Here is a 19,675-nt window from a genome sequence, read left to right on the forward strand (position 1 = left end):
GAAGACTGTCTGCCGCCGCCCGCCACGAAACGGATTGCCGGCACACTGCCCGGGGACTTCATGAGCGACCAGCAACACGACCAGGTGCTTCACGCACGGTTCGGCACGAGCAGTCCATGCTGGCATTTGTCGGCGGGCAGCGACACGCTCGAACTCGCCGCCGCGCGAGGCCAGGTCGCCAGCGTCACGCTTCCTCTTTCTCCCGAACAGGCCGCACAGGTCCGCCAACTGGGCGGCATCACCTCGCATGAGGTGCTCGACGTACAGTTCGACGGCGCGCCGCTGCGCCTGCATCTGGTCGGCAAAAAACTCGACCGGCATCACTGGGGCGGTACCGCGTCGGCCCACGGCGACACCGAATCGGTCGCCCGCGCGCTGCGGCTCGGTCTGTCGTTCGCCGAACAGGTGGTCTCCGAAGTGAACTCGGTCGTCGTGATCGTCGACCGGCATGGGCGGATCCAGCGCTTTAACCGGCTCGCCGAGGAACTGACCGGCCTGAAGGAAGAAGACATCATCGGCCGCAGCGTGTGGACGCTGTTCATGTCGTCCGAGGGCGACGCGGCGCCCAGTCAGACCAGCGCGGGCTTCTTCAATCGCGGCGAATCGTACGAGATCGAACGGCGCATCAAAACGGTGCACGGCGAGCGGCTGTTCCTGTTCCGCAACAAGTTCGTGCGCAGCGGCAGCGGCATCGAAGACCAGTTCCTGATCTGCTCGGGTACCGACATCACCGAACAGCGCCTCGCGCAGGACCGGCTGATCGAGCAGGCCACCACCGACCCGCTCACCGGCCTCGCGAATCGCAACGCGATCCAGGAGCGCATCCAGATCGCGATCGAACAGGCCGCGCCCGGCGAAACCGTCGGCGTGCTGTTTCTCGATCTCGACAACTTCAAGAAGGTCAACGATCACTACGGCCACGTGTTCGGCGACCGGCTGATCTGCGACGTGTCGGACGCGATCCGCAACTGCCTGAATCCGGGCGACTCGCTCGCGCGGCTCGGCGGCGACGAATTCATCGTGCTCGCCGCGCGCGGCACCGCGCACGAACTCGAACACACCGCGCAACGGATTCTCGACCGGATGCGCATGCCGTTCGCGGTCGGGCTTGTCGAGGTCTATACGGGCTGCTCGATCGGCATCGCCCGTTCGCCGGAACACGGCGACAGTCTCGAATCGCTGATCCGCTCGGCCGATACCGCGATGTACGTCGCCAAAGACGAAGGCAAGCGCACGCACCGGGTGTTCTCGCCCGACATGAACCGGCGCGTCGCCGAATTCATGTGGCTCGACACCAACCTGCGCCGCGGTCTCGAAGAAGGCCAGCTTGCTTTGCACTACCAACCGAAGCTGAACCTCGCGACCGGGGCGGTGCAAGGCGCGGAGGCGCTGGTGCGCTGGAATTCGCCCGAGCGCGGGCAGATCATGCCGGCCGAATTCATCCGTTATGCTGAGGAATCCGGACTGATCGGCGTGCTCGGCCGCTGGGTGATGGAGACCGCCGCGAAACAGGCGGCCCGCTGGAAGGCGGCTGGCTACGATCTGCGCATCGCGATCAACGTGTCCGCGCGCCAGCTCACCGATACCGCGGTGGTCCGCCACTTCACCGAGGCGTTGCAACACGCGAGCCTCGATCCGTGCCTCGTCGACCTCGAATTGACCGAGAGCTGCCTGATCGAAAACGAAGCGGCGGCGATCGAGCTGATCAAGCAGTTCCGCCAGCTCGGCGCGCAGGTGCATCTGGACGACTTCGGCACAGGCTATTCGTCGCTGTCGCAACTGGGCCGGATTCCGCTCGACGTGATCAAACTCGACCGCAGCTTCGTGCGCTCGATTCACGCGGACATGAAAGCGCAGGCGCTCGTGCGTTCGATGGTCGCGGTCGCCCAGGAGCTCGATTTCCAGGTGGTCGCCGAAGGGATCGAGACCGAGGCCGAAGAGGCCTTCATGAAGGGGCTCGGCGTCGACTACGTGCAGGGTTTCCTGTACGGCCGGCCGATGCCCGCCGCCGAGTTCGAGCGCTGGCTGCTCGACCGGCGCAAGCTCAGGCTGATCGCCTGAGCTTGTCGCTCAGCAAGCGCGCCCGCTCCACGCGGGTTCAGCGCAGCCGCGCCGCCCACTCCTCCACCTCTGCTTCACGAATGCCGACCGTGCGCGCCGCGTGGTGGATCTGCGTCCACGTGGCCGGGTCGACCGGGATGCCGGCGGCTTCGCGCTGCGCGCGCGTGACCCGCTCCGGCTCGCCCGGCTCGTAGATCTGGCCGCTGCCCGCCGCGAGCGGCGAGGCCTTGACCCACGCGAGGAACGCGTCGGCTTCGGCTTGCGCGTCGGGGGCGTCGAACGCGGCCGGATCGATGATCACCGACAGCATGCAGTTGATGATCGCGTGCGTGGTGCCAACGGTATCCGCATGGGTGGTGAAGCCGCCCGACAGCGCGCCGCCGAAAATCTCGCACATCGCCGCGAGCCCGAAACCCTTGTAGCCGCCGAACGGCGTCAGCGAGCCGAACGGCGCTTCGTGCATCACCTTCGGTTCGAGCGTCGGCATTCCTTCGTGATCGATCAGCGCGCCGGGCGGCGTGTGCTTGCCCTGGTTATACGCGACCCGGGTCTTGCCGTACGCGATCGTGCTGGTCGCGAAATCGAGCACCAGCGGCGGCTTGCCGGGCCGCGGATAGGCGGCGCAAAACGGATTGGTGCCGATGCGCCGGTCCGCGCCGCCGTACGGCGCGACCAGCGGATCGCCGGCGACGTTGACGAAGTGAAACGACACCAGCCCGGCCCGTGCGCACTGCTCGGCCCAATGTCCGATGCGGCCGATATGATGCGCGCCGCGCAAACCGACCGCGCAGATGCCGATCTGCCGTGCGCGCTCGATACCGCGCTCCATCGCCTCGAACGCGATCACCTGGCCGAAGCCCTTGCCGCCTTCGACGGTCAGCACCGCGCCCGCGTCCTTCACCACGTCGGCGTGGCGGTTCAGTTGCAGTTGCTTATCGGCGAGCGACTCGACATAACGCGGGATCATGCCGACGCCGTGCGAGTCGTGGCCGGTCAGATTCGCGGCGACGAGGTGATCGGCGACCAGCTCGGCTTCGCGCGGCGTACTGCCCGCGCGCTCCCAGATCGCCCTCACGTAGGCATGCAGTTGATCGGCCGGAATCCGGGGCGTCGGGGACGGGACAGTCTGTTGGTCGGTCATTCAGCGTATCGGTGTGGTTCGAACGGAGGGAATGAAACGGCGAGCCGGCGGCGGCCGGCAATCGGCCACCGCGGCAACGAGAGAGACAGCGGGCCCGGCCAACGCCGGCCCCGCTCAGGCGCGGGAAAAACTCAGGGCGCGGACGCGATCACTTCGGCGACCGCCGCCGTCAGCTTCTTGCCGTACGGCACGTGCAGGAATTCGTTCGGCCCATGCGCGTTCGACTTCGGTCCGAGCACGCCGCACACCATGAACTGCGACTTCGGGAAGCCCGCCTTCAGCACGTTCATCAGCGGGATCGTGCCGCCGAGGCCCATATAGGCGGCGTCGGCGCCGAAGTGCTGGCGCGACGCGTCGTTCAGCGCGCTGGCGAGCCACGGCGCGACTTCCGGCGCATTCCAGCCGCTCGCCGCACCCGCGTCCGGCTTGAACGTCACCTTCGCGTTGTACGGCGGATCGAGTTCGAGCAGCGCCTTCAGCTCGGCGACCGCCTTGTCCGCTTCGATCGTCGGCGGCAGACGCAGCGACAGCTTGAACGCGGTGCGCGGGCGCAGCACGTTGCCGGCGTCGGCAAGCGCCGGCAAGCCGGCCGCGCCGGTCACCGACAGCGACGGCCGCCACGTCGAATTGAGCAGCGCCTCGCGCGGATCGGTGGTGGTCGGCAGCACCTGGCGGCCGTCCTGGCCGCACGACCACGGCATCTTCTTCCACACATCGTCGCCGAGAATCTGCGCGGCCGCTTCCGCTTCGCGCAGGCGGTCGGCCGGGATCGGGCAATGGAAGCCCTTCGGCAGCAGCGTGCCGTTCGCCGCGTCTTCGAGCCGGTCGAACAGTTGCCGCATGATGCGGAAGCTCGACGGCACGATGCCGCCGTACACGCCCGAGTGAATCCCTTCGTCGAGCACCTGCACTTCCAGATCGCCGCCGACGAGGCCACGCAGCGACGTGGTCAGCCACAGCTGATCGTAGTTGCCCGCGCCCGAGTCGAGACAGACGACGAGGCCGACATTGCCGAGCCGCTCGCGCAACGCATCGACGTACGGCAGCAAGTCGTAGCTGCCCGACTCCTCGCAGGTTTCGATCAGGCCGACACAGCGCGGCCGCTCGACGCCTTGCGCATCGAGCGCGGCCAGCGCGGTCAGGCTCGCGTAGATCGCATAGCCGTCGTCCGCGCCGCCGCGGCCGTACAGCTTGCCGTCCTCAAGCTTCGGGGTCCACGGGCCGAGGTCCTTGCGCCAGCCGTCGAACTCCGGCTGCTTGTCGAGGTGGCCGTACAGCACGATGGTTTCGTCGCTGCCCGAACGGGTCGCGGCGGTTTCGAAGAAGATCACCGGCGTGCGGCCCGGCAGACGGATCACTTCGAGCTTCAGACCGCGCACCGGTTGCTGTTCGGCCCATTGCGCGGCGTCGGTAATCACGCGTTCCAGATAGCCGTGGCGCGCCCAGTCGGGATCGAACGCGGGGCTCTTGGCCGGCACCGCGATGTAGTCGGTCAGCGCGGGCACGATCTCGTCGTTCCATTTGCGCTCGACGAATTCGCGCAGCGTGTCCGGGTTCAGGCGTTGGGTCTGCAGGGTCGTATCGTCGGTGCTCATGATGGGGTCCGTGGCGGGCTATCTGAATAAACGATCATGATAGACCCGATGCGGGCCGGGCTGAACCCCTTCGGACGCGGCGCAGCTATTGGGAGCGGCCGCACGGCGCGCCTGACACGCAGCCGACATTCGCGCGACAATCCTTACATGCGTCGCGAATCATGGACGCTGTATCAGGGAGCCGTTCATGCTGAATAACATCGCCGTGCAGGCGGTCGCCGCAGTGGTGGCGTTAGCGCTGTACTTTCTGCCGGCGATCATCGCGGACCGCCGCCAGCGCCGCGACCTGCTGGTCCTCGCGCTGTTCAACGCATGCCTCGGCTGGACCGGCATCGGTTGGCTGCTCGCGTTGTACTGGGCGTTGCAGCCGAATCCGCCCGCCGACCTCGCGACCAACGTGGTCAGCAAACGCAAGCTGCTGACCATGCGAGCGTTTTCCTCCGCGCTGATGCTGCGCGTGCAGCGACGCGAACAGACACACGACGAGCCGAAGCACTGACCCGAAACGGGCCACGCAGGAGCGGATTCAGATACGGTCAGGCAGGTGATCCGGCGTAGCCGCCGGGCGGCGCACTCAGGGCGAGAACGATGCCTGTTCAGCGGGCCTGTGCTGCGTAAGTCAAACGCTGCAATCGCATCTCACGCGTAAATCGCGCGAGCGGATTTTCGGAAATTCAGAACTCAGAAGGCGCGCGCACTGCCGATTCACGCAGCGCGGCCAATACGATTCCACTGCACGGAGCCGGCCGGAATCGAACGCGGTTCGACCCGGACGCTTTGCGGTGTGAACATTTCGTGACGCAGTTCGCCGTGTTCGTCGAACCACTCGCAGATCAACCAGTCACCGGGATTGAGCGCGACCGTACCGGCATACGTGACGGTCATGCGCGGGCCCCCGTCCTTCAACGTGACGACGTCGCCGATTACGAACGCGGCGGGCGGTGTCTCGAAAGCGTCGATGGCGTTGGACAGCATACTGAATCCCCCATGTTGCGTTATTAAGTCATTGAGCGGCCTTTATCGACAGCGACCTACTGAAGGAACACTCTAAAAGTTTAAGACAGATTAACAATTGAATTTAAACGCGGCAAGTGATTTTTATTGATACCGTTTTCACTCCAAGGGAATTCACCGATACCCGCTTTAGTTCCCCAACAAAACCACGTAAAACCGTCAATACCAACCGGGCCGCGCTGTGTTCGCTAGCGCACAAACCCACCTTTAGCTGGCGGGCCACTGGGCGGCCCGGTAGAAAATTCTGCCGCCATTAGTCAGAGCAGAAAGCATGACGCGCCGCCACATAAGCTTTATTCCCAGCCGCGAATTTGATCTAAATCAGAATTACCAGTGAACGCGCGAGTCATCGGCAAATAAAGCGGCAGGTATTCAGTGCCTCTTTCAAAACGCATGATTTTTACTGTCAATCAGCCTTTGAAAACGATTTCCCAACGACGGATTTTCAAAGCGCCTGCGCAAGCTTGCGCTGAACCGACTGCTGATGACGCACGAGCATTACGCTCAGCCCGATGCAAACGAACATCAGAAGCGCGTTGATCGCGAGGCTCAGCTGGAACGCGTGCGCATAAGACGCGGGCGCCGCGCTGCCGCCCAGCGCGCCGAAAAACGCGCCGCTGATCGCGGCAGTGCCGAATGCCGAGCCGATCTGCAACGTCGACGACACCACGCCCGACGCAAGCCCCGCCTTCTCCGGCACCGCCTCCTGCAACACGATGCGCATGATCGACGGCAACAGCAGCCCGTGCCCGACGCCCGCGATCACGAGGCCGCAGTAGAACGGCAGGTCGGGCGTCGCGGTTTGGGTCGCCGCCCAGCCGGTCACCGTGAAGCCGAGCGTCATCATCGAAAAGCCCAGTGTCAGCACGTGCGCGCCGATTCGCTTGACCACTGCCGGCGAGGTCAGCGGCCCGATCACGAAGCCGAGCGCGAACGGCATGATCGCGATGCCCGACGCGAGCGGCGTCCAGTGCAGACCGGCCTGCAGATAAATTCCGTAGGTCAGGAAGAATGCGCTGTTGCAATAGAACAGGAACGCGAGCACGAGACCGAGCGCGAACGCGCGGTTGCGGAACAGTTGCAGATCGACGAGCGGATGACCGCCGCCGCGCTCGACCCGCCGTTCGGTTGAGACGAACCACAGGAACACCGGCACCGCGGCCGCGAACATCGCGAAGGTCCATGCGGGCCAGCCGGCTTCGCGGCCATGCGTCATCGGATAGATGACCAGCAGCAGCACCGCCGATAGCAGCGCGACGCCCTTCAGGTCGATGCCGGTGCGCGTATCCGGCTGGTTTTCCGGCACGAACTTCCACGTGCCGATAAACGCGGCGATGCCGATCGGAATGTTGATCAGGAAGATCACGCGCCAGTCGAGCCCGAACGGGTGATAGGTGATCAGCGCGCCGCCGCCCAGTTGCCCGACGATCGATGACAGCCCGAACACGAAGCCATACAGGCTCATCACGCGCGTCTGCCGATGCAGCGGCACGACCGCGCGGATCGTCGCGAGCACCTGCGGCGCCATCACCGCGGCGGCGATGCCCTGCACGATCCGCGCGATCACCAGCATCTGGCCGCTGGTCGCGAAGCCGCACAGCGCCGACGCGATCACGAAGCCCGCCATCCCGGTCATGAACATGCGGCGGCGGCCGTACAGATCGCCGAGCCGGCCGCCGGTGATCAGCAACACCGCGTACGCCGATGCGTAGGCGGACACGACGAGCTGCAATTGCGCATCGGACGCGTTCAGGCCGGTGTGAATCGACGGCAGCGCGAGATTGACGATGAAGTAGTCGAGCGGCGCGAGAAACGCGCCGACGAACAGCACGGCGAGCGCGAGCCCTTGACGCTCGTTGGAGCGCGGCGCGGACGACGCGCCGGTTTGCGCGCGCGGCGTCGCCAGCGAGGCCAACGCCGGGCTCGGGCAGGCCGCCGCGCCAACCACGCCAGCCACGCCGGCCACGCCGGCCGCGCAGCCTGCCGCCGCCGAACCTCCACTGGAGCCGGAGCCAACCAATGCCGCCGCGGCGGACTTGCTTGCTTCGCTTTTCATGACTGATCGTTCAAAAATTAGTTAAAAAAATTGCGCCGGCGCGGGCTGCGCCGGTGTCATCCCGACGTTATCCCGGCGTTACGCCAGCGCCCGCATCGCCACATCCACGATGCCGGTCAGCGCGTCTTCCGTGTGCGCGACCCGTCCCATCACCCGCAGACCTTGCATCACGCACAGCAGAAAATCGCCGACCGCCTGTTCGTCGAGCTTCGAATCGAATGCGCCGCTCGCCTGGCCGCGAATCACCGCCGCCGCGAGCAGCGTCGCCATGCGTCGCTGGATCGACGCGACGCGCGCGCGCAGCTGCTCGTCGTCGGGCTGCATCTCCAGCGTCGTGTTGGTGATGAAGCAACTGCGCCGGCCGCTCAGCGCGCACGACACCCGCGCGTAATGCAGCAGCGCGTCGCGCAGCGCCTGTTCCGGTTCCGCGGTCGCGCTCAGCCGCTGCGCGAGGCGCGCGACCGCGCCTTCCGCGTAGTGATCGAGTGCCGCGAGCATGATCCCGTGCTTGTCGCCGAACACGCCGTACAGACTGCCGCGCAGCACGCCGGTCGCCTTGCACAGATCGTCGATCGACGTCGCGTGGTAGCCGTGATCCCAGAACTGCTGACTCGCGCTGGTCAGTACGGTGTTGGTGTCGAATTCGCGAGGACGGCCGCGTACGCAGACGTCGCCGGCTTTCTTCGCGGTTTGCCTTGAATGACTCAATTGCGGTGATCCTGGGTTTTGCCTGGTTGCTGGATATTATGACTAGGCGTTCAATAATTCAAGCAAGCGTGTGGGTAGTCGTATCGTGGGTAGGGTCTTTGTCTCGATATGGCGCCGGTATGAAAAAAGCCGGCGGAGCGTCTTATGCCCCGCCGGCCTCGTCGTTACAGCGCTGTGCCGCCGCCGCTACCTCAGGTTTCCAGCTTCGCATCCATCGTGATCGTCGCGTTCAGCACCTTCGACACCGGGCAGCCCGCCTTGGCGTCGGCGGTCGCCTTGTCGAACGCGGCCTTGTCGCCGCCCGGGATCTTCACGTTCACGTCCAGATGCACCGCGGTGATCGCAAAGCCGCCGCCGTCCTTGTCGAGCGTGACGGTCGCCGTGGTGCCGATCCGCTCCGGCGTGATGCCGGCCTTGCCCAGTTCCGCCGACAGCGCCATCGAGAAACATCCCGCATGGGCGGCCGCGATCAGTTCTTCCGGATTGGTGCCGATGCCGTCCGCGAAGCGCGTGGAAAACGAATACTGCGTGTCCTTGAGGACGCCGCTGTCGGTGGAAATCGAACCTTTGCCGTTTTGCAGGCCGCCTTGCCAGACTGCCGATGCCTTGCGCTTCATCGCTCTCTCCTGTTGATGCCGTGCCGCCTGCGTCGCTCGACCATCATCGATGCCCGCCGCGGCGGTCCCGCCCGGATCAGTCCGCGCGCGAGCATCGGTCGCCGACGCCGCGCGGCTGTGGGCGCGGGCGTGGACCGGATTTCATCATAGGCGCTTCCGGAGAACGCTGTCGTTAAGGCGCGCCGCGACGCGCGTCACAGTCAGCGCAAAAGTCGCCCGCCTATATTTACAACAAATGAAACAATATTTTCGAGAAAAGCGACTTTTTTGCGGACCTCGCAAGAAATAGACTGTTTTCAACGGACCGGGAAACGAGATTCACACCGATCCACTCAACAATCGAAATTGGAGGTTTATCATGAAATCGCTTCTTTCCGCAGTCGTCGTCGCATCCGCTCTGATCGTTCCGGCTATGTCGTTCGCGCAGCAGGCGCCGGTGACGCGCGCTCAGGTTCGCGCCGAACTGGTGGCCGCGCAAAAAGCGGGCCTCGTGTATCAGAACGACACCGAGTACCCGAAAGCAGTGCCGCAAAACTCGGCGACCGTAGTCGCTTCGGCCGACAGTGCTAAAGACTTCGGCGGCGTGAAGGCCAATGCGTCGGATGCCGGCGGCCGGCAGTCGGTTGAACAACGCATCTTCTCGACGTATCGCGGCAACTAAGTTTTTGCCGGTTGGTTGCGAGGCCACCGGGTTGGCGGCCTCGGCAGTAGAAGGCAGTCGATGTAGAAGTTGTTGCTGCACGAAGTAAAAAAAGCCCCGGTTGCGAAGTAGTTCGCAACCGGGGCTTTTTCGTGGGCTTGAGGTTTGGGCGTGGGCGTTACTTTGCCCGCAGCATCCGCATGCCGGATCTCATTCGGCGAACGGCAGCGTCTCCTGCCCGAGCGCGCGCATGTCGAACACGTTCAGCGTCATCGCGACCAGCGCGTAATAGCCGAGCAGGCCGACCAGGTTGATCACCACCTGATGCCCGAAACGCTCGACCGCCTTCGCATACGTTGCGTCCGACACCCGCTTCGTGTCGTACAGCTCGCTCGCGAAGTCGTAGATCAGCGCATCGTCGGCGGCCGCGAAATCGGGGCGGTGTCCCTGGCGGATGGTTTCCGCGTCCGCTTCGTCGACGCCCGCCTGCAGCGCGATCGGATAGTGGATGTGCCACTCGGCCTGCGCGCGCCAGCGCGTCGCGGTCACCAGAATCGCCAGTTCAGACAGACGCAGCGGCAAGCCGGTCTGATAGCGGCAGAACGCGCCCAGACGCTGCGCGTGCTGAGCCAGCTCCGGGCTATGAATCCAGCCGAGAAACGGCCCGTTCAGATTGCCGCGCGGGCCGGACAGGATTTCGTCGAGCACCGTTTTCTGCTCCGGCGTGGCGCTGGACATCTCGAAGTGTGGCAAACGCTTGGTCATCGTCGTTCTCGCAAAAAGCGTTGGGTCGGATAGCTTAAACGCTCGCGAGCGACGCGCCGATCGCATCGGTCAGCCGGCTCACGATGTCGTCGATATCGCGTTCGGTGCAGATGAACGGCGGCGCGAGCAGCACGTGATCGCCGCGCTGGCCGTCAACGGTACCGCCCATCGGATACACCATCAGCCCGCGTGCGAACGCTTCGCGCTTGATCGCCGCGTGCAGCTTCAGCTTCGGATCGAACGGGTCCTTGCTCGCGCGGTCCTTCACCAGCTCGACACCGACGAACAGCCCGCGCCCGCGCACGTCGCCGATATGCGGATGCTGCGCATAGTGCTCGCGCAGCCGGCCGCGCAACTGCTCGCCGCGCGCCTGCACGTTATCCAGCAGCCGCTCTTCGGCGATCACGCGCTGCACTTCGAGCGCCGCCGCGCAGGCGGTCGCGTGACCGATATAGGTATGGCCATGCTGAAAGAAGCCCGACCCGCCGACGATCGTCTGATAGATGCGGTCACTAACGAGCGTCGCGCCGATCGGCTGATAGCCGGCGCCGAGCCCTTTCGCGATCGTCAGGATGTCCGGCGCGACGCCGTCTTCGTCGCACGCGAACAGATGACCGGTGCGGCCCATCCCCGACATGATCTCGTCGAGAATCAAGAGGACCCCGTAACGATCGCAGACCGCGCGGATCTTGCGGAAATACTCGCGCACCGGCGGCACCGCGCCGGCGGTCGCGCCGACCACCGTTTCCGCGACGAACGCGGCGACCGTGTCCGGGCCGAGTTCGAGGATCTTCTGTTCGAGTTCGTCCGCGAGACGTTGCGCGAACGCTTCCTCGGTTTCGTCGGCGCGCTGCTCGCGATACGCGTAGCACGGGCTCACGTGATGCGCTTCGATCAGGATCGGCAGGAACGGCTCGCGACGCCACGCGTTGCCGCCGATCGCCAGCGCGCCGAGCGTGTTGCCGTGATAGCTCTGCCGCCGCGCGATGAAATGACGGCGCTGCGGCTCGCCCTTCTCGACGAAATACTGGCGCGCGAGTTTCAGCGCGGCCTCGATCGCCTCCGAGCCGCCCGACACGAAGTACACGTGTTCGAGCCCGGCCGGCGCGCTGTTGACGAGGCGTTCGGCCAGCTCCTCTGCCGCCGCGGTCGTGAAGAACGACGTATGCGCGTACGGCAGTTGCTGCGCCTGTCGCTTGATCGCGTCGATCACGCGCTGATTGCTGTGGCCGAGACACGAGACGGCGGCGCCGCCCGATGCGTCGATATAGCGCTTGCCGGTCGAGTCGATGATTTCGATGCCGTCGCCCGCGACGGCCACCGGCAGCGTTTGCTTCGGAGAACGATGGAAAACGGTGGACATGAGATTCAGTTCCTGGTGGATGCAGCGGGTGCGGAAACGGGGGCCGGCGCGGCGGTGGTCGCGCGGGCAATGAAGGTGTCGAACGCGCATTGACCGTGCCGATAGGCTTTCATCGATACACCGGCAGCGCCGATTTCGAATAGCGCGGTGGCGAGCGTGTTTTCGTCGTCGGGATCGTGCGGGTCGTCGCGATAGATCGGCAAACCCGACGGCGCGCGGTCGTGGAGTACGTCGAGCAAGGCAGCGGCCTGCACTGGGCCACTGCGGCCGAGCGCGGGCAGCAACTCGCCCAGCCGCGATTGCCGGTCGCGCGACGATTCGGTGACGATCTGCGGCTCGGCTTCGCAGCCCGGATGAATCATGTGATTCGCGTGGCCGGAAAGCTGGTTCACTTGCTGGACCGAGCAGCGCGCGGCGCTCGCTTCGACGCTCAAGAGCCGCGCGTCGCCCGCGCAGCCGAGCGTGTGATGAAAACCGCTGGCCGAGCGCACGTTGCGCAGGATCTGCAACGCGGCGTCGAGCGAAGTCGCATCGAGCACCGCGCGCGCGAGGATCATGCGCGGCACGCCGGCCGCGGGAGTCCGGATGCGCAGGTTGTTGATCGCCTGCGCGAGCCCCGCGCGGTTGGCCGCGAACGTATGGCCCGGCAGCGAGCCGGGATAGTAGAAGCTGATGAAGCCGGGCTGGCCGGCCGGCTGGACTTCGACCACCGCGCAGCGCTCGCGCAGAAACGGGTCGCCGTCTTCGTTGTGGGCGATCAGGCGCGTATCACCGACGAGTGCCGCGAGCGTCGTGCAACCGTCCGGCGCGTTGTGGATCAGCTCGCCGCGGCAGTTCCACAGGAACACGTCTTCGGCAGCCCAGCCGAGGCCGGCCGCGATTCCGTCGAGTTCGGCCAGCAGCGCCGGGAAATGTGCGCGCGCCGCATCGCGCAGCGTCTGCACGTACGGCGTGCCACGCCAGCGCCGCACCGCCTGCCACGCGGCGCTTTGCGCCATATAGTCGGCGAACACCGGGCGGCCGATTTCGCCCAGCCGGAAGCCGATCTCGTACGGCTCGCCACTCACCTGAAAAACCTTCAATTCCTGCGTCGACGCCACGGGTCGCATCCATTCTCAACAATCGGTACGTATTTATACGTCAATACAACATTTGTTGTCAAATAGAGCGGGCGGACATCAGATGGAGAACGGCGGAAAGCCGTTCGCGTTATGCGTGGTTGGTTTAGCGGTGGGAAATCCGCAGCAGTGGCTGTTGCGGCTGCTGCGGCTGCTGCTGCGGCGGCAGGCAGTGGCTACGCCAGCGGCCGCGAACCCCTCAAGGCACGTACGCGCCCTTCGCGTGCAGCGATTGCTCGGCCTGCGCGAGCTGCTCGACCGCGTCCGCGCCTTCGAGCGCGAGCAGATGCGCGACCAGCGCCTCGGCGATCGCGGTGGCGGCCACCAGCGACGGGAAGAACGACGGGCTCTCGTGCGAGAAGATCAGCACTTTTTCGGCGTTCAGCGCGATCGGCGACACCGCGCTGTCGGTGATCGCGATCAGCTTGCTGCCCTTCTCCAGCGCGGCCTCGGCGACGCGCGCCGCCTCGACCGAATACGGCGCGAAGCTGATCACGATGGTCGCGCTGTCGCGCTCGATCGTGCGCAACTGCATTTCGAGCGTGCCGGCCTCGCCGTTGAGCAGCGACACCGACGGCCGGAACAGCCGGTAGCCGTACACCAGCCCGAACGCGACCGAGTAACACGAGCGAAAGCCCGCAACATGAACGTGCGGCGCGCGCCGCAGCACGCGCGCAGCCTCGACGATCACGCGATGGTTATGCGCGGCGGTCGCATCGAGATTGTGCTGCTGGGCGACCAGCAGATCGTTGGCGAGCGCGTCTTTCGATTTGACCAGCGAGCGCGCGCGGCTCGTCAGCGGCTCGGGGCGCGTGCGCACGCGCGCGACGAAGAGGTTGCGTAACTCGTTCCAGCCGGGGAAACCGAGCTGCTGCGACAGCCGCACCAGCGAAGCGGGCTGCACCTGCGCGCGCTCGGCCACCTTGCGCATCGACGACACCGCGACTTCGTCGGGATGATCGAGCAGGAAGCCCGCGCCCATCTGAAATTGCGGGCTCAGTTCGGAGAAGCGCGCCCGGATCAGGGCGACGAGCTGATCGAAGCTGTCTGGCATGGAATGGAGCGGCGGCGGTGAGGATGACAACAAATGTTACCACCGGGTGGGCGGGCGATTGGGCTTGATCGCCCCTTCAGCATGGTCAACCTCGCGCGCCCGCTGCCATCTCTTGCCGATGTGCATCGGCCAGTTCCGCCATGCTGTTGAAACGGAAGTCGATATCCGGTTGCAAACCGGGATTCATCGTCGCCCCGAAGCCCGGCTGCGAGTGCCGGCGATAAATCCAGCACGACGCGAGACCGAATTCGTTGGCGGGCTTGTGATCGTGGAAAAGGCTTTCCGCGGTGTGCAGGATCTGTTCTTTCCCGATGCCGCGCTCGCCGAGCTTTTCCAGCATGTATTCGAAGTTGCGCGGGGCCGGCTTGTACGAGCCCACGTCTTCGGCCGTGATGATCGCGTCGAACTCGACCTTCAGTTTCGCGTTGCTGTAGGTGAAGCTTTCGTTGTCGATGTTCGACAGAATCACGAGCCGGTAATGCTTCTTCAGATACTGCAGCGCGTCGGCGCTGTCGTCGAACGCCGGCCAGTTTTGCACCGACCGACCGTACGCGACGCATTCTTCGTGAGTGAACCGCAGCCCCCACTCTTCGGCGAGGCGTTTGTAGACGATGGGCAGCAGTTCCTGGTAGCGCTTCGCCGGCGTGTATTTCTGCTGCGACGATTCGTGGCGCGCATGCGCTTCCAGCACCCGGTCGCGCGTGAGCGGCGTCGCGGCTCGTTCGAGCAAATGCTTCAGCCCGTCGAAGATGCCGCTCTCCCAGTCGATCAAGGTGCCGTAACAGTCGAATGTCAGAGTGTCGAAGTCGGTCAGTTTCACGCTTACTCCTCGAAACGGGAACGAAACGGGAACTACTGCGGGGTGATATCCCTCTGCACCCGGTGGATATGCTGCTCGACATAAAACGCCGCGGCATCGGCATCTCCGCAAACAATGGCTTCGTAAATCAGCCGATGCTCCGCGACGTACAGGCGAATGCGAGCCGTGTCGTAAATCCCGTCGTCCTTGAGCCGCTTCCACAACGACTGATCCATCGTCGACGCGATTTCTTCCGCGAGCTTCGCCAGCAACACATCGCCCGTCATCACAGCCAGTTGACGATGAAAAAGCCGGTCGCTGTTGTTCCACAGCGCGCGCTCTTCGGGTGTCGCGACATCGGTCAACGTCTCCATCTGGTCCAGGTAGTGCTCCGCCAGCGGGTCCCGTTGTTTGCGCGCCGCCGCTCGCCGTGCGATTGCCGGCTCGAGAATCAGCCGCACGTCGAGCGTGGCGGACGGACTGAAGTCCGACGTGGACTCGCCGCCCCCGGCTTCGACGCTCGACGCCGCCGCGAGAATCTCGTTGGCGGCCGGCGCAACGTAAGTGCCCGAGTTGCGCTTCGTGACGACGAGGCCTTCGTTCTGCAACGCACCGATCGCTTCGCGCACGGCCGGGCGCCCGACGCCGAACAGCGTCGCCAGTTCTCGCTCGGAAGGCAGCCGGGCATCAGGCAGATAGCGGCCGCTGCGGATTTCGGCCCTGATTTTCTCCGACACCTGTTCGTAAATCTGCAGTGGCCGGAAGTTGCTTTCCAGTTCGAAGCGAGCGGATGCCATCTTGAGTTCTCGGAGCGCGATGAGGTGGTTCTTCAATATACCACTTGGACGGAAGGGGTTGCCGTTCCGTCCGCCGGCATACGTTAAAGCACCCAAAGAATTAAGACACAACTGAACCAATTTTCTGTCTCACTTTGATGTCGCACTGAATACTGGACCAAACGGCGCCCAAACAAATCAACTCACGTTACAAATTGGCTTGCGTATAGCCCACTTGTGGTTTAGATTCGTTCCACATCCAGCCCCGCGAAATTGGGCGCATCGGAGCCAGACTCCGACTATTGGCGCCGCAGGCCATCCGCGCCGGCTTCCCGAAACCCGAACCTCAAGGCATGCCAATGACGTCACCCCACCTCCGTAATTTCGACGCGGCCGCGACGGCTTCCCTGCTCGACTATCGCCGCCTCGTGCGCGCGCTCGCCGAAACGATGGTCGAGTACAGCGAAGGAAAGGTCGTGAGCCCCGAGCGCCTGGCCATTCCGATGCAGGAAGGCGGTTTGATGCTGTCGATGCCGGCGAGCGCGCCCGACATCGCCATTCACAAGCTGGTGAATGTCTGCCCGACCAACGCCGGGCGCGGCTTGCCGACCATTCACGGTCAGGTCGTCGCATGCGATGCGATCACGGGAGAAATGCTGTTCGTGCTCGACGGGCCGACCGTTACGGGGCGTCGCACCGCCGCGGTGACGGCCTTGGGAATTCAGACGCTCCATCGTCAGCCGCCGCAAGAAATCGTCATCATCGGAACCGGCAAACAGGCCGCAAATCACGCGGAAGCGCTCGCGACCATCTTCCCCGACGCGCGGTTGCGGGTTAAAAGCCGCTCGAAAGCCGACGCGGACGACTTCGTTGCACGAATCCGTGCGGTAGCACCGAATCTGACGGCGCTGCCCGACGACTCCATTCCTCCGACCGCCGACGTGGTCGTCACGCTGACCACCAGCAAAACGCCTGTGTATTCGGAAGCTGCTCGCCCCGGTCGCCTTGTGGTGGGCGTGGGCGCGTTTACCGCCGACGCGGCGGAAATTTCCAGGCAAACCGTCGACGGCAGCTCTCTGGTGGTCGACGACCCGCTCGGCGCAAAGCACGAAGCGGGCGACCTGATTCAGGCCGGGGTGGACTGGAACGCCGTGGCGCCGCTAGCGCAGGCCATCGCCGGGAATTTCCACGCGACGAAGCCTATTCTTTTCAAGAGCGTCGGCTGCGCGGCATGGGACCTCGCGGCATGCCGGGTCGCTCGCGATGCTCTGCCATGACATTGGTTTAATATGAACCAATATAAGGGTTTTCATCGGTTTAATAGGTTGAATTCAGACCAAAATACGGATATCGTGGTTGCTCAACAATCCAATTCTCTGGAGACATCATGCGCCGCATCGTCACCACCCTGGCCGCCCTGACGGCCGCCGGCTTCGCCCTGGCAGCCCATGCCCAGACGGTCGTCATCATCGGCCACTCGGCGCCGCTGACGGGCCCACAGGCACCGAACGGCAAAGACAACGAGAATGGCGCGCGCCTCGCCATCGACGAGCTGAACAAGAGCGGCGTGACGGTCGATGGCAAAAAGGTGACCTTCAAACTGGATTCGGAAGACGACCAGGCTGACCCGAAGGTCGGCGTTCAGGTCGCGCAGAAACTGGTCGATAGCGGTGTCGTCGCAGTGATGGGCCCGTACAACTCGGGCGTCGCGATTCCGGCCTCGCGCGTGTACAACACGGGCGGCGTTCCGATGTTGCCGGTCGCGTCGAACCCGGCGCTGACCAAACAAGGCTTCAAGAACATCTTCCGGATCGGCGCGAGCGACGAGCAGTTGGGCGGGACGATGGGCCAATTCGCCGCGAAGACGCTGAAGGCAAAAACCGCCGCGGTGATCGATGACCGCACGGCATACGGACAAGGCGTGGCCGAGCAGTTCATCAAGGAGGCCAAAGCGAACGGCATCCAGATCGTCGACCAGCAATTCACGACCTCGTCGGCGACTGACTTCCTGGGCATTCTCACCAGCATCAAGTCGAAAAATCCGGACGTCATTTTCTTCGGCGGCTATGCCGCTCAAGGCGCTCCAATGGCCAAGCAGATGCGCGCACGCGGGCTGCGCGCGAAACTGCTCGGCGGCGACGGGATCTGCTCGGCCGACATGGGTAAGGTTGCGGGTGATGCCGCATCGATCGTGTACTGCGCACAAGGCGGTATTTCGCTCGACAAAACACCCGCGGGTCGAGAGTTCCTGCAGAAGTACAAAGCCGCCTACAACACCGACACCCAGGTCTATGGCGTCAGCTATTACGACGGCGTGAAACTGCTCGCGGATGCGATGGTGAAAGCCGGCACCACGACCGATAAAGCCAAGCTCACTGCCCAGTTGGCGAAGACCAACTATAAAGGCGTGGCAGGCACCTACTCCTTCGATGAAAACGGCGACCTGAAGGGCGCGCCGACCACCGTCTACATCATCAAGAACGGTTTGCCGGTGCCGTACGGTCAGTGACGTCTACCTCCCAACCACGAAGCACACATGAAAATCACTCGCACCATTTCGACCATCGAAGTTCATACCGGCGGCGAGGCATTCCGTATCGTGACGAGCGGACTACCTCGCCTGCCCGGCGACACCATCGTCAAACGCCGCGCGTGGTTGAAAGAGAACGCCGACGATATCCGCAAAGCACTGATGTTCGAGCCGCGCGGGCATGCGGACATGTACGGCGGCTATCTGACGGAGCCGGTCACGCCGGGCGCCGACTTCGGCATCATCTTTCTGCACAACGAAGGCTATAGCGACCATTGCGGACACGGCGTTATCGCGCTGTCCACCGCGGCGGTCGAACTGGGCTGGGTTCAGCGACAGGTTCCGGAAACACGGGTCGGTATCGACGCGCCGTGCGGCTTCATCGAAGCGTTCGTGCAGTGGGATGGCGAACATGCGGGTAACGTTCGTTTCGTGAACGTTCCGTCGTTTATCTGGAAGCGTGATGTCTCGGTCGAGACGCCATCATTCGGAACGGTCACGGGCGATATCGCGTTTGGCGGCGCGTTCTATTTCTATACCGACGGCGCGCCTCACCACCTGGAAGTTCGCGAGTCTTCGGTCGAAGAGCTGATCCGCTTCGGCGCCGAGGTCAAGCAGGCGGCAAACAAGGCTTTCCCGGTCGAGCATCCGGACATTCCGGAGATCAATCACATCTACGGCACCATCATCGCCAACAAGCCGCGGCATGCAGGTTCGACGCAAGCGAACTGCTGCGTGTTTGCCGACCGCGAAGTGGATCGTTCTCCTACCGGTTCGGGCACCGGCGGCCGTGTCGCTCAACTGTATCTGCGCGGCGAACTGGGCAAGGACGAGACGCTCGTGAACGAGTCCATCATCGGGACCGTGTTCAAGGGACGCGTGCTCAGCGAAACGACAGTTGGCGAATTCGACGCGGTGATTCCCGAGGTGGAAGGCAATGCGTATATCTGCGGCTTCGGACAATGGATTATCGATGAGCGCGACCCGCTAACGTACGGGTTCCTCGTTCGCTAAACGGCTCCTTGCAGTACCGGTTGGCGCGGAAAGCTGTGACCCAGCCTCCGCGTTTTTTTTCGTACGTTTACAGGTCGAAATCAGCGGCAGCCTGCTGTCGCGGGAACGGACCGTGCTGCACAGATAGGGTTGCAACCACTGGAGCACACCACCATGTCCCATCGACTGAAAATCGGCGATCGCGTGACGTGGAACACGCCGCAAGGGATGACGACGGGGACGGTCGTTCGCAGGATCGTCAGGGATACGGAGCTGGACGACGGGCAGACGATCGCCGCGTCGAAGGACGACCCGCGTTATGAGGTCGAAAGCGAGAAAAGCGGTCAGCACGCGGTGCATCGCGCGGAGGGGTTGGAGAAGGTGCATAAGCACTGACCGGCGCGGAATGTCCGAGGCACGTCGCGATGTTCGTGCCTCTCGCTTA

At 64.2% G+C, this 19,675-nt stretch carries 19 protein-coding genes; 7 read left to right on the forward strand and 12 right to left on the reverse strand.

The window, feature by feature from the left end:
* The first annotated feature begins 60 nt into the window (after positions 1 to 60).
* The gene (gene pdeR, locus BTH42_RS27825; protein ID WP_075304395.1) at positions 61 to 2,061 is read left to right on the forward strand and encodes a cyclic di-GMP phosphodiesterase; all 2,001 of its coding nucleotides are present in this window, start codon (positions 61 to 63) and stop codon (positions 2,059 to 2,061) included.
* Between the two features lie 37 nt (positions 2,062 to 2,098).
* On the opposite strand, the gene BTH42_RS27830 is transcribed toward pdeR, so the two are convergent.
* Both BTH42_RS27830 and BTH42_RS27835 read right to left on the reverse strand, forming a co-directional pair.
* Positions 2,099 to 3,202 carry a malate/lactate/ureidoglycolate dehydrogenase gene (locus BTH42_RS27830; protein ID WP_075304396.1) on the reverse strand — a complete coding sequence of 368 codons (1,104 nt, stop codon included), beginning with the start codon at positions 3,200 to 3,202 and terminating at the stop codon, positions 2,099 to 2,101.
* 131 nt (positions 3,203 to 3,333) lie between these two features.
* Positions 3,334 to 4,797: a M20 family metallopeptidase gene (locus tag BTH42_RS27835; RefSeq protein ID WP_075304397.1), complete on the reverse strand. Its 1,464-nt coding sequence runs from the start codon at positions 4,795 to 4,797 to the stop codon at positions 3,334 to 3,336.
* Positions 4,798 to 4,984: 187 nt separating this feature from the next.
* Between BTH42_RS27835 and BTH42_RS27840 the strand changes: the two genes are divergently transcribed.
* Positions 4,985 to 5,296: a superinfection immunity protein gene (locus BTH42_RS27840; protein ID WP_075304398.1), complete on the forward strand. Its 312-nt coding sequence runs from the start codon at positions 4,985 to 4,987 to the stop codon at positions 5,294 to 5,296.
* Between the two features lie 206 nt (positions 5,297 to 5,502).
* Here the strand turns inward: BTH42_RS27840 and BTH42_RS27845 are convergent, their stop codons facing one another.
* From BTH42_RS27845 to BTH42_RS27860, 4 genes are all read right to left on the reverse strand, one after another.
* A complete protein-coding gene (locus BTH42_RS27845; protein WP_075304399.1) occupies positions 5,503 to 5,772 on the reverse strand; it encodes a YodC family protein in 270 nt (89 codons plus the stop codon).
* Positions 5,773 to 6,256: 484 nt separating this feature from the next.
* Positions 6,257 to 7,867 carry an MFS transporter gene (locus BTH42_RS27850; RefSeq protein ID WP_075304400.1) on the reverse strand — a complete coding sequence of 537 codons (1,611 nt, stop codon included), beginning with the start codon at positions 7,865 to 7,867 and terminating at the stop codon, positions 6,257 to 6,259.
* Positions 7,868 to 7,945: 78 nt separating this feature from the next.
* Entirely contained in the window at positions 7,946 to 8,575 is a 630-nt protein-coding gene (locus tag BTH42_RS27855) for a TetR/AcrR family transcriptional regulator (protein WP_075304401.1), read from the reverse strand.
* A 191-nt stretch (positions 8,576 to 8,766) separates the two neighbouring features.
* Positions 8,767 to 9,192 carry an OsmC family protein gene (locus BTH42_RS27860; protein WP_075304402.1) on the reverse strand — a complete coding sequence of 142 codons (426 nt, stop codon included), beginning with the start codon at positions 9,190 to 9,192 and terminating at the stop codon, positions 8,767 to 8,769.
* A gap of 358 nt (positions 9,193 to 9,550) precedes the next feature.
* Between BTH42_RS27860 and BTH42_RS27865 the strand changes: the two genes are divergently transcribed.
* The gene (locus BTH42_RS27865) at positions 9,551 to 9,853 is read left to right on the forward strand and encodes a DUF4148 domain-containing protein (RefSeq protein WP_075304403.1); all 303 of its coding nucleotides are present in this window, start codon (positions 9,551 to 9,553) and stop codon (positions 9,851 to 9,853) included.
* A gap of 189 nt (positions 9,854 to 10,042) precedes the next feature.
* On the opposite strand, the gene BTH42_RS27870 is transcribed toward BTH42_RS27865, so the two are convergent.
* The 6 genes from BTH42_RS27870 to BTH42_RS27895 form a co-directional block, all read right to left on the reverse strand.
* Complete coding sequence (locus BTH42_RS27870; RefSeq protein WP_075304404.1) at positions 10,043 to 10,597, reverse strand: carboxymuconolactone decarboxylase family protein; 555 nt, start codon at positions 10,595 to 10,597, stop codon at positions 10,043 to 10,045.
* A gap of 34 nt (positions 10,598 to 10,631) precedes the next feature.
* A complete protein-coding gene (locus tag BTH42_RS27875; RefSeq protein ID WP_075304405.1) occupies positions 10,632 to 11,960 on the reverse strand; it encodes an aspartate aminotransferase family protein in 1,329 nt (442 codons plus the stop codon).
* A 5-nt stretch (positions 11,961 to 11,965) separates the two neighbouring features.
* The gene (locus BTH42_RS27880; protein WP_256702340.1) at positions 11,966 to 13,060 is read right to left on the reverse strand and encodes a C45 family peptidase; all 1,095 of its coding nucleotides are present in this window, start codon (positions 13,058 to 13,060) and stop codon (positions 11,966 to 11,968) included.
* Positions 13,061 to 13,277: 217 nt separating this feature from the next.
* A complete protein-coding gene (locus BTH42_RS27885; RefSeq protein WP_075304407.1) occupies positions 13,278 to 14,132 on the reverse strand; it encodes a MurR/RpiR family transcriptional regulator in 855 nt (284 codons plus the stop codon).
* Positions 14,133 to 14,217: 85 nt separating this feature from the next.
* Positions 14,218 to 14,952 carry a haloacid dehalogenase type II gene (locus BTH42_RS27890; protein ID WP_075304408.1) on the reverse strand — a complete coding sequence of 245 codons (735 nt, stop codon included), beginning with the start codon at positions 14,950 to 14,952 and terminating at the stop codon, positions 14,218 to 14,220.
* Positions 14,953 to 14,984: 32 nt separating this feature from the next.
* Positions 14,985 to 15,728: a FadR/GntR family transcriptional regulator gene (locus BTH42_RS27895; RefSeq protein ID WP_075304454.1), complete on the reverse strand. Its 744-nt coding sequence runs from the start codon at positions 15,726 to 15,728 to the stop codon at positions 14,985 to 14,987.
* Between the two features lie 338 nt (positions 15,729 to 16,066).
* Between BTH42_RS27895 and lhpI the strand changes: the two genes are divergently transcribed.
* The 4 genes from lhpI (at position 16,067) to BTH42_RS27915 (ending at position 19,626) form a co-directional block, all read left to right on the forward strand.
* Positions 16,067 to 16,984: a bifunctional Delta(1)-pyrroline-2-carboxylate/Delta(1)-piperideine-2-carboxylate reductase gene (gene lhpI / locus BTH42_RS27900; RefSeq protein ID WP_075304409.1), complete on the forward strand. Its 918-nt coding sequence runs from the start codon at positions 16,067 to 16,069 to the stop codon at positions 16,982 to 16,984.
* Positions 16,985 to 17,094: 110 nt separating this feature from the next.
* The gene (locus BTH42_RS27905) at positions 17,095 to 18,216 is read left to right on the forward strand and encodes a branched-chain amino acid ABC transporter substrate-binding protein (protein WP_075304410.1); all 1,122 of its coding nucleotides are present in this window, start codon (positions 17,095 to 17,097) and stop codon (positions 18,214 to 18,216) included.
* A 27-nt stretch (positions 18,217 to 18,243) separates the two neighbouring features.
* A complete protein-coding gene (gene lhpH / locus BTH42_RS27910) occupies positions 18,244 to 19,251 on the forward strand; it encodes a trans-3-hydroxy-L-proline dehydratase (protein WP_075304411.1) in 1,008 nt (335 codons plus the stop codon).
* Positions 19,252 to 19,404: 153 nt separating this feature from the next.
* On the forward strand, positions 19,405 to 19,626 hold the full coding sequence (locus tag BTH42_RS27915) for a DUF2945 domain-containing protein (RefSeq protein ID WP_075304412.1): 222 nt from the start codon (positions 19,405 to 19,407) through the stop codon (positions 19,624 to 19,626).
* Positions 19,627 to 19,675 lie beyond the last annotated feature (49 nt).

It is taken from the genome of Burkholderia sp. SRS-W-2-2016 (assembly GCF_001931485.1).
Taxonomy (GTDB): Bacteria; Pseudomonadota; Gammaproteobacteria; order Burkholderiales; family Burkholderiaceae; genus Paraburkholderia.

Excerpts from the sequence above, each read along its gene's own strand:
- BTH42_RS27835 (WP_075304397.1), bottom strand. The coding sequence starts at position 4,797 with ATGAGCACCGACGATACGACCCTGCAGACCCAACGCCTGAACCCGGAC.
- BTH42_RS27850 (WP_075304400.1), bottom strand. The coding sequence starts at position 7,867 with ATGAAAAGCGAAGCAAGCAAGTCCGCCGCGGCGGCATTGGTTGGCTCC.
- BTH42_RS27830 (WP_075304396.1), bottom strand. The coding sequence starts at position 3,202 with ATGACCGACCAACAGACTGTCCCGTCCCCGACGCCCCGGATTCCGGCC.
- BTH42_RS27870 (WP_075304404.1), bottom strand. The coding sequence starts at position 10,597 with ATGACCAAGCGTTTGCCACACTTCGAGATGTCCAGCGCCACGCCGGAG.
- BTH42_RS27885 (WP_075304407.1), bottom strand. The coding sequence starts at position 14,132 with ATGCCAGACAGCTTCGATCAGCTCGTCGCCCTGATCCGGGCGCGCTTC.
- BTH42_RS27860 (WP_075304402.1), bottom strand. The coding sequence starts at position 9,192 with ATGAAGCGCAAGGCATCGGCAGTCTGGCAAGGCGGCCTGCAAAACGGC.
- BTH42_RS27905 (WP_075304410.1), top strand. The coding sequence starts at position 17,095 with ATGCGCCGCATCGTCACCACCCTGGCCGCCCTGACGGCCGCCGGCTTC.
- BTH42_RS27915 (WP_075304412.1), top strand. The coding sequence starts at position 19,405 with ATGTCCCATCGACTGAAAATCGGCGATCGCGTGACGTGGAACACGCCG.
- BTH42_RS27865 (WP_075304403.1), top strand. The coding sequence starts at position 9,551 with ATGAAATCGCTTCTTTCCGCAGTCGTCGTCGCATCCGCTCTGATCGTT.
- BTH42_RS27895 (WP_075304454.1), bottom strand. The coding sequence starts at position 15,728 with ATGGCATCCGCTCGCTTCGAACTGGAAAGCAACTTCCGGCCACTGCAG.
- BTH42_RS27840 (WP_075304398.1), top strand. The coding sequence starts at position 4,985 with ATGCTGAATAACATCGCCGTGCAGGCGGTCGCCGCAGTGGTGGCGTTA.
- BTH42_RS27845 (WP_075304399.1), bottom strand. The coding sequence starts at position 5,772 with ATGCTGTCCAACGCCATCGACGCTTTCGAGACACCGCCCGCCGCGTTC.
- lhpH (WP_075304411.1), top strand. The coding sequence starts at position 18,244 with ATGAAAATCACTCGCACCATTTCGACCATCGAAGTTCATACCGGCGGC.
- pdeR (WP_075304395.1), top strand. The coding sequence starts at position 61 with ATGAGCGACCAGCAACACGACCAGGTGCTTCACGCACGGTTCGGCACG.
- lhpI (WP_075304409.1), top strand. The coding sequence starts at position 16,067 with ATGACGTCACCCCACCTCCGTAATTTCGACGCGGCCGCGACGGCTTCC.
- BTH42_RS27875 (WP_075304405.1), bottom strand. The coding sequence starts at position 11,960 with ATGTCCACCGTTTTCCATCGTTCTCCGAAGCAAACGCTGCCGGTGGCC.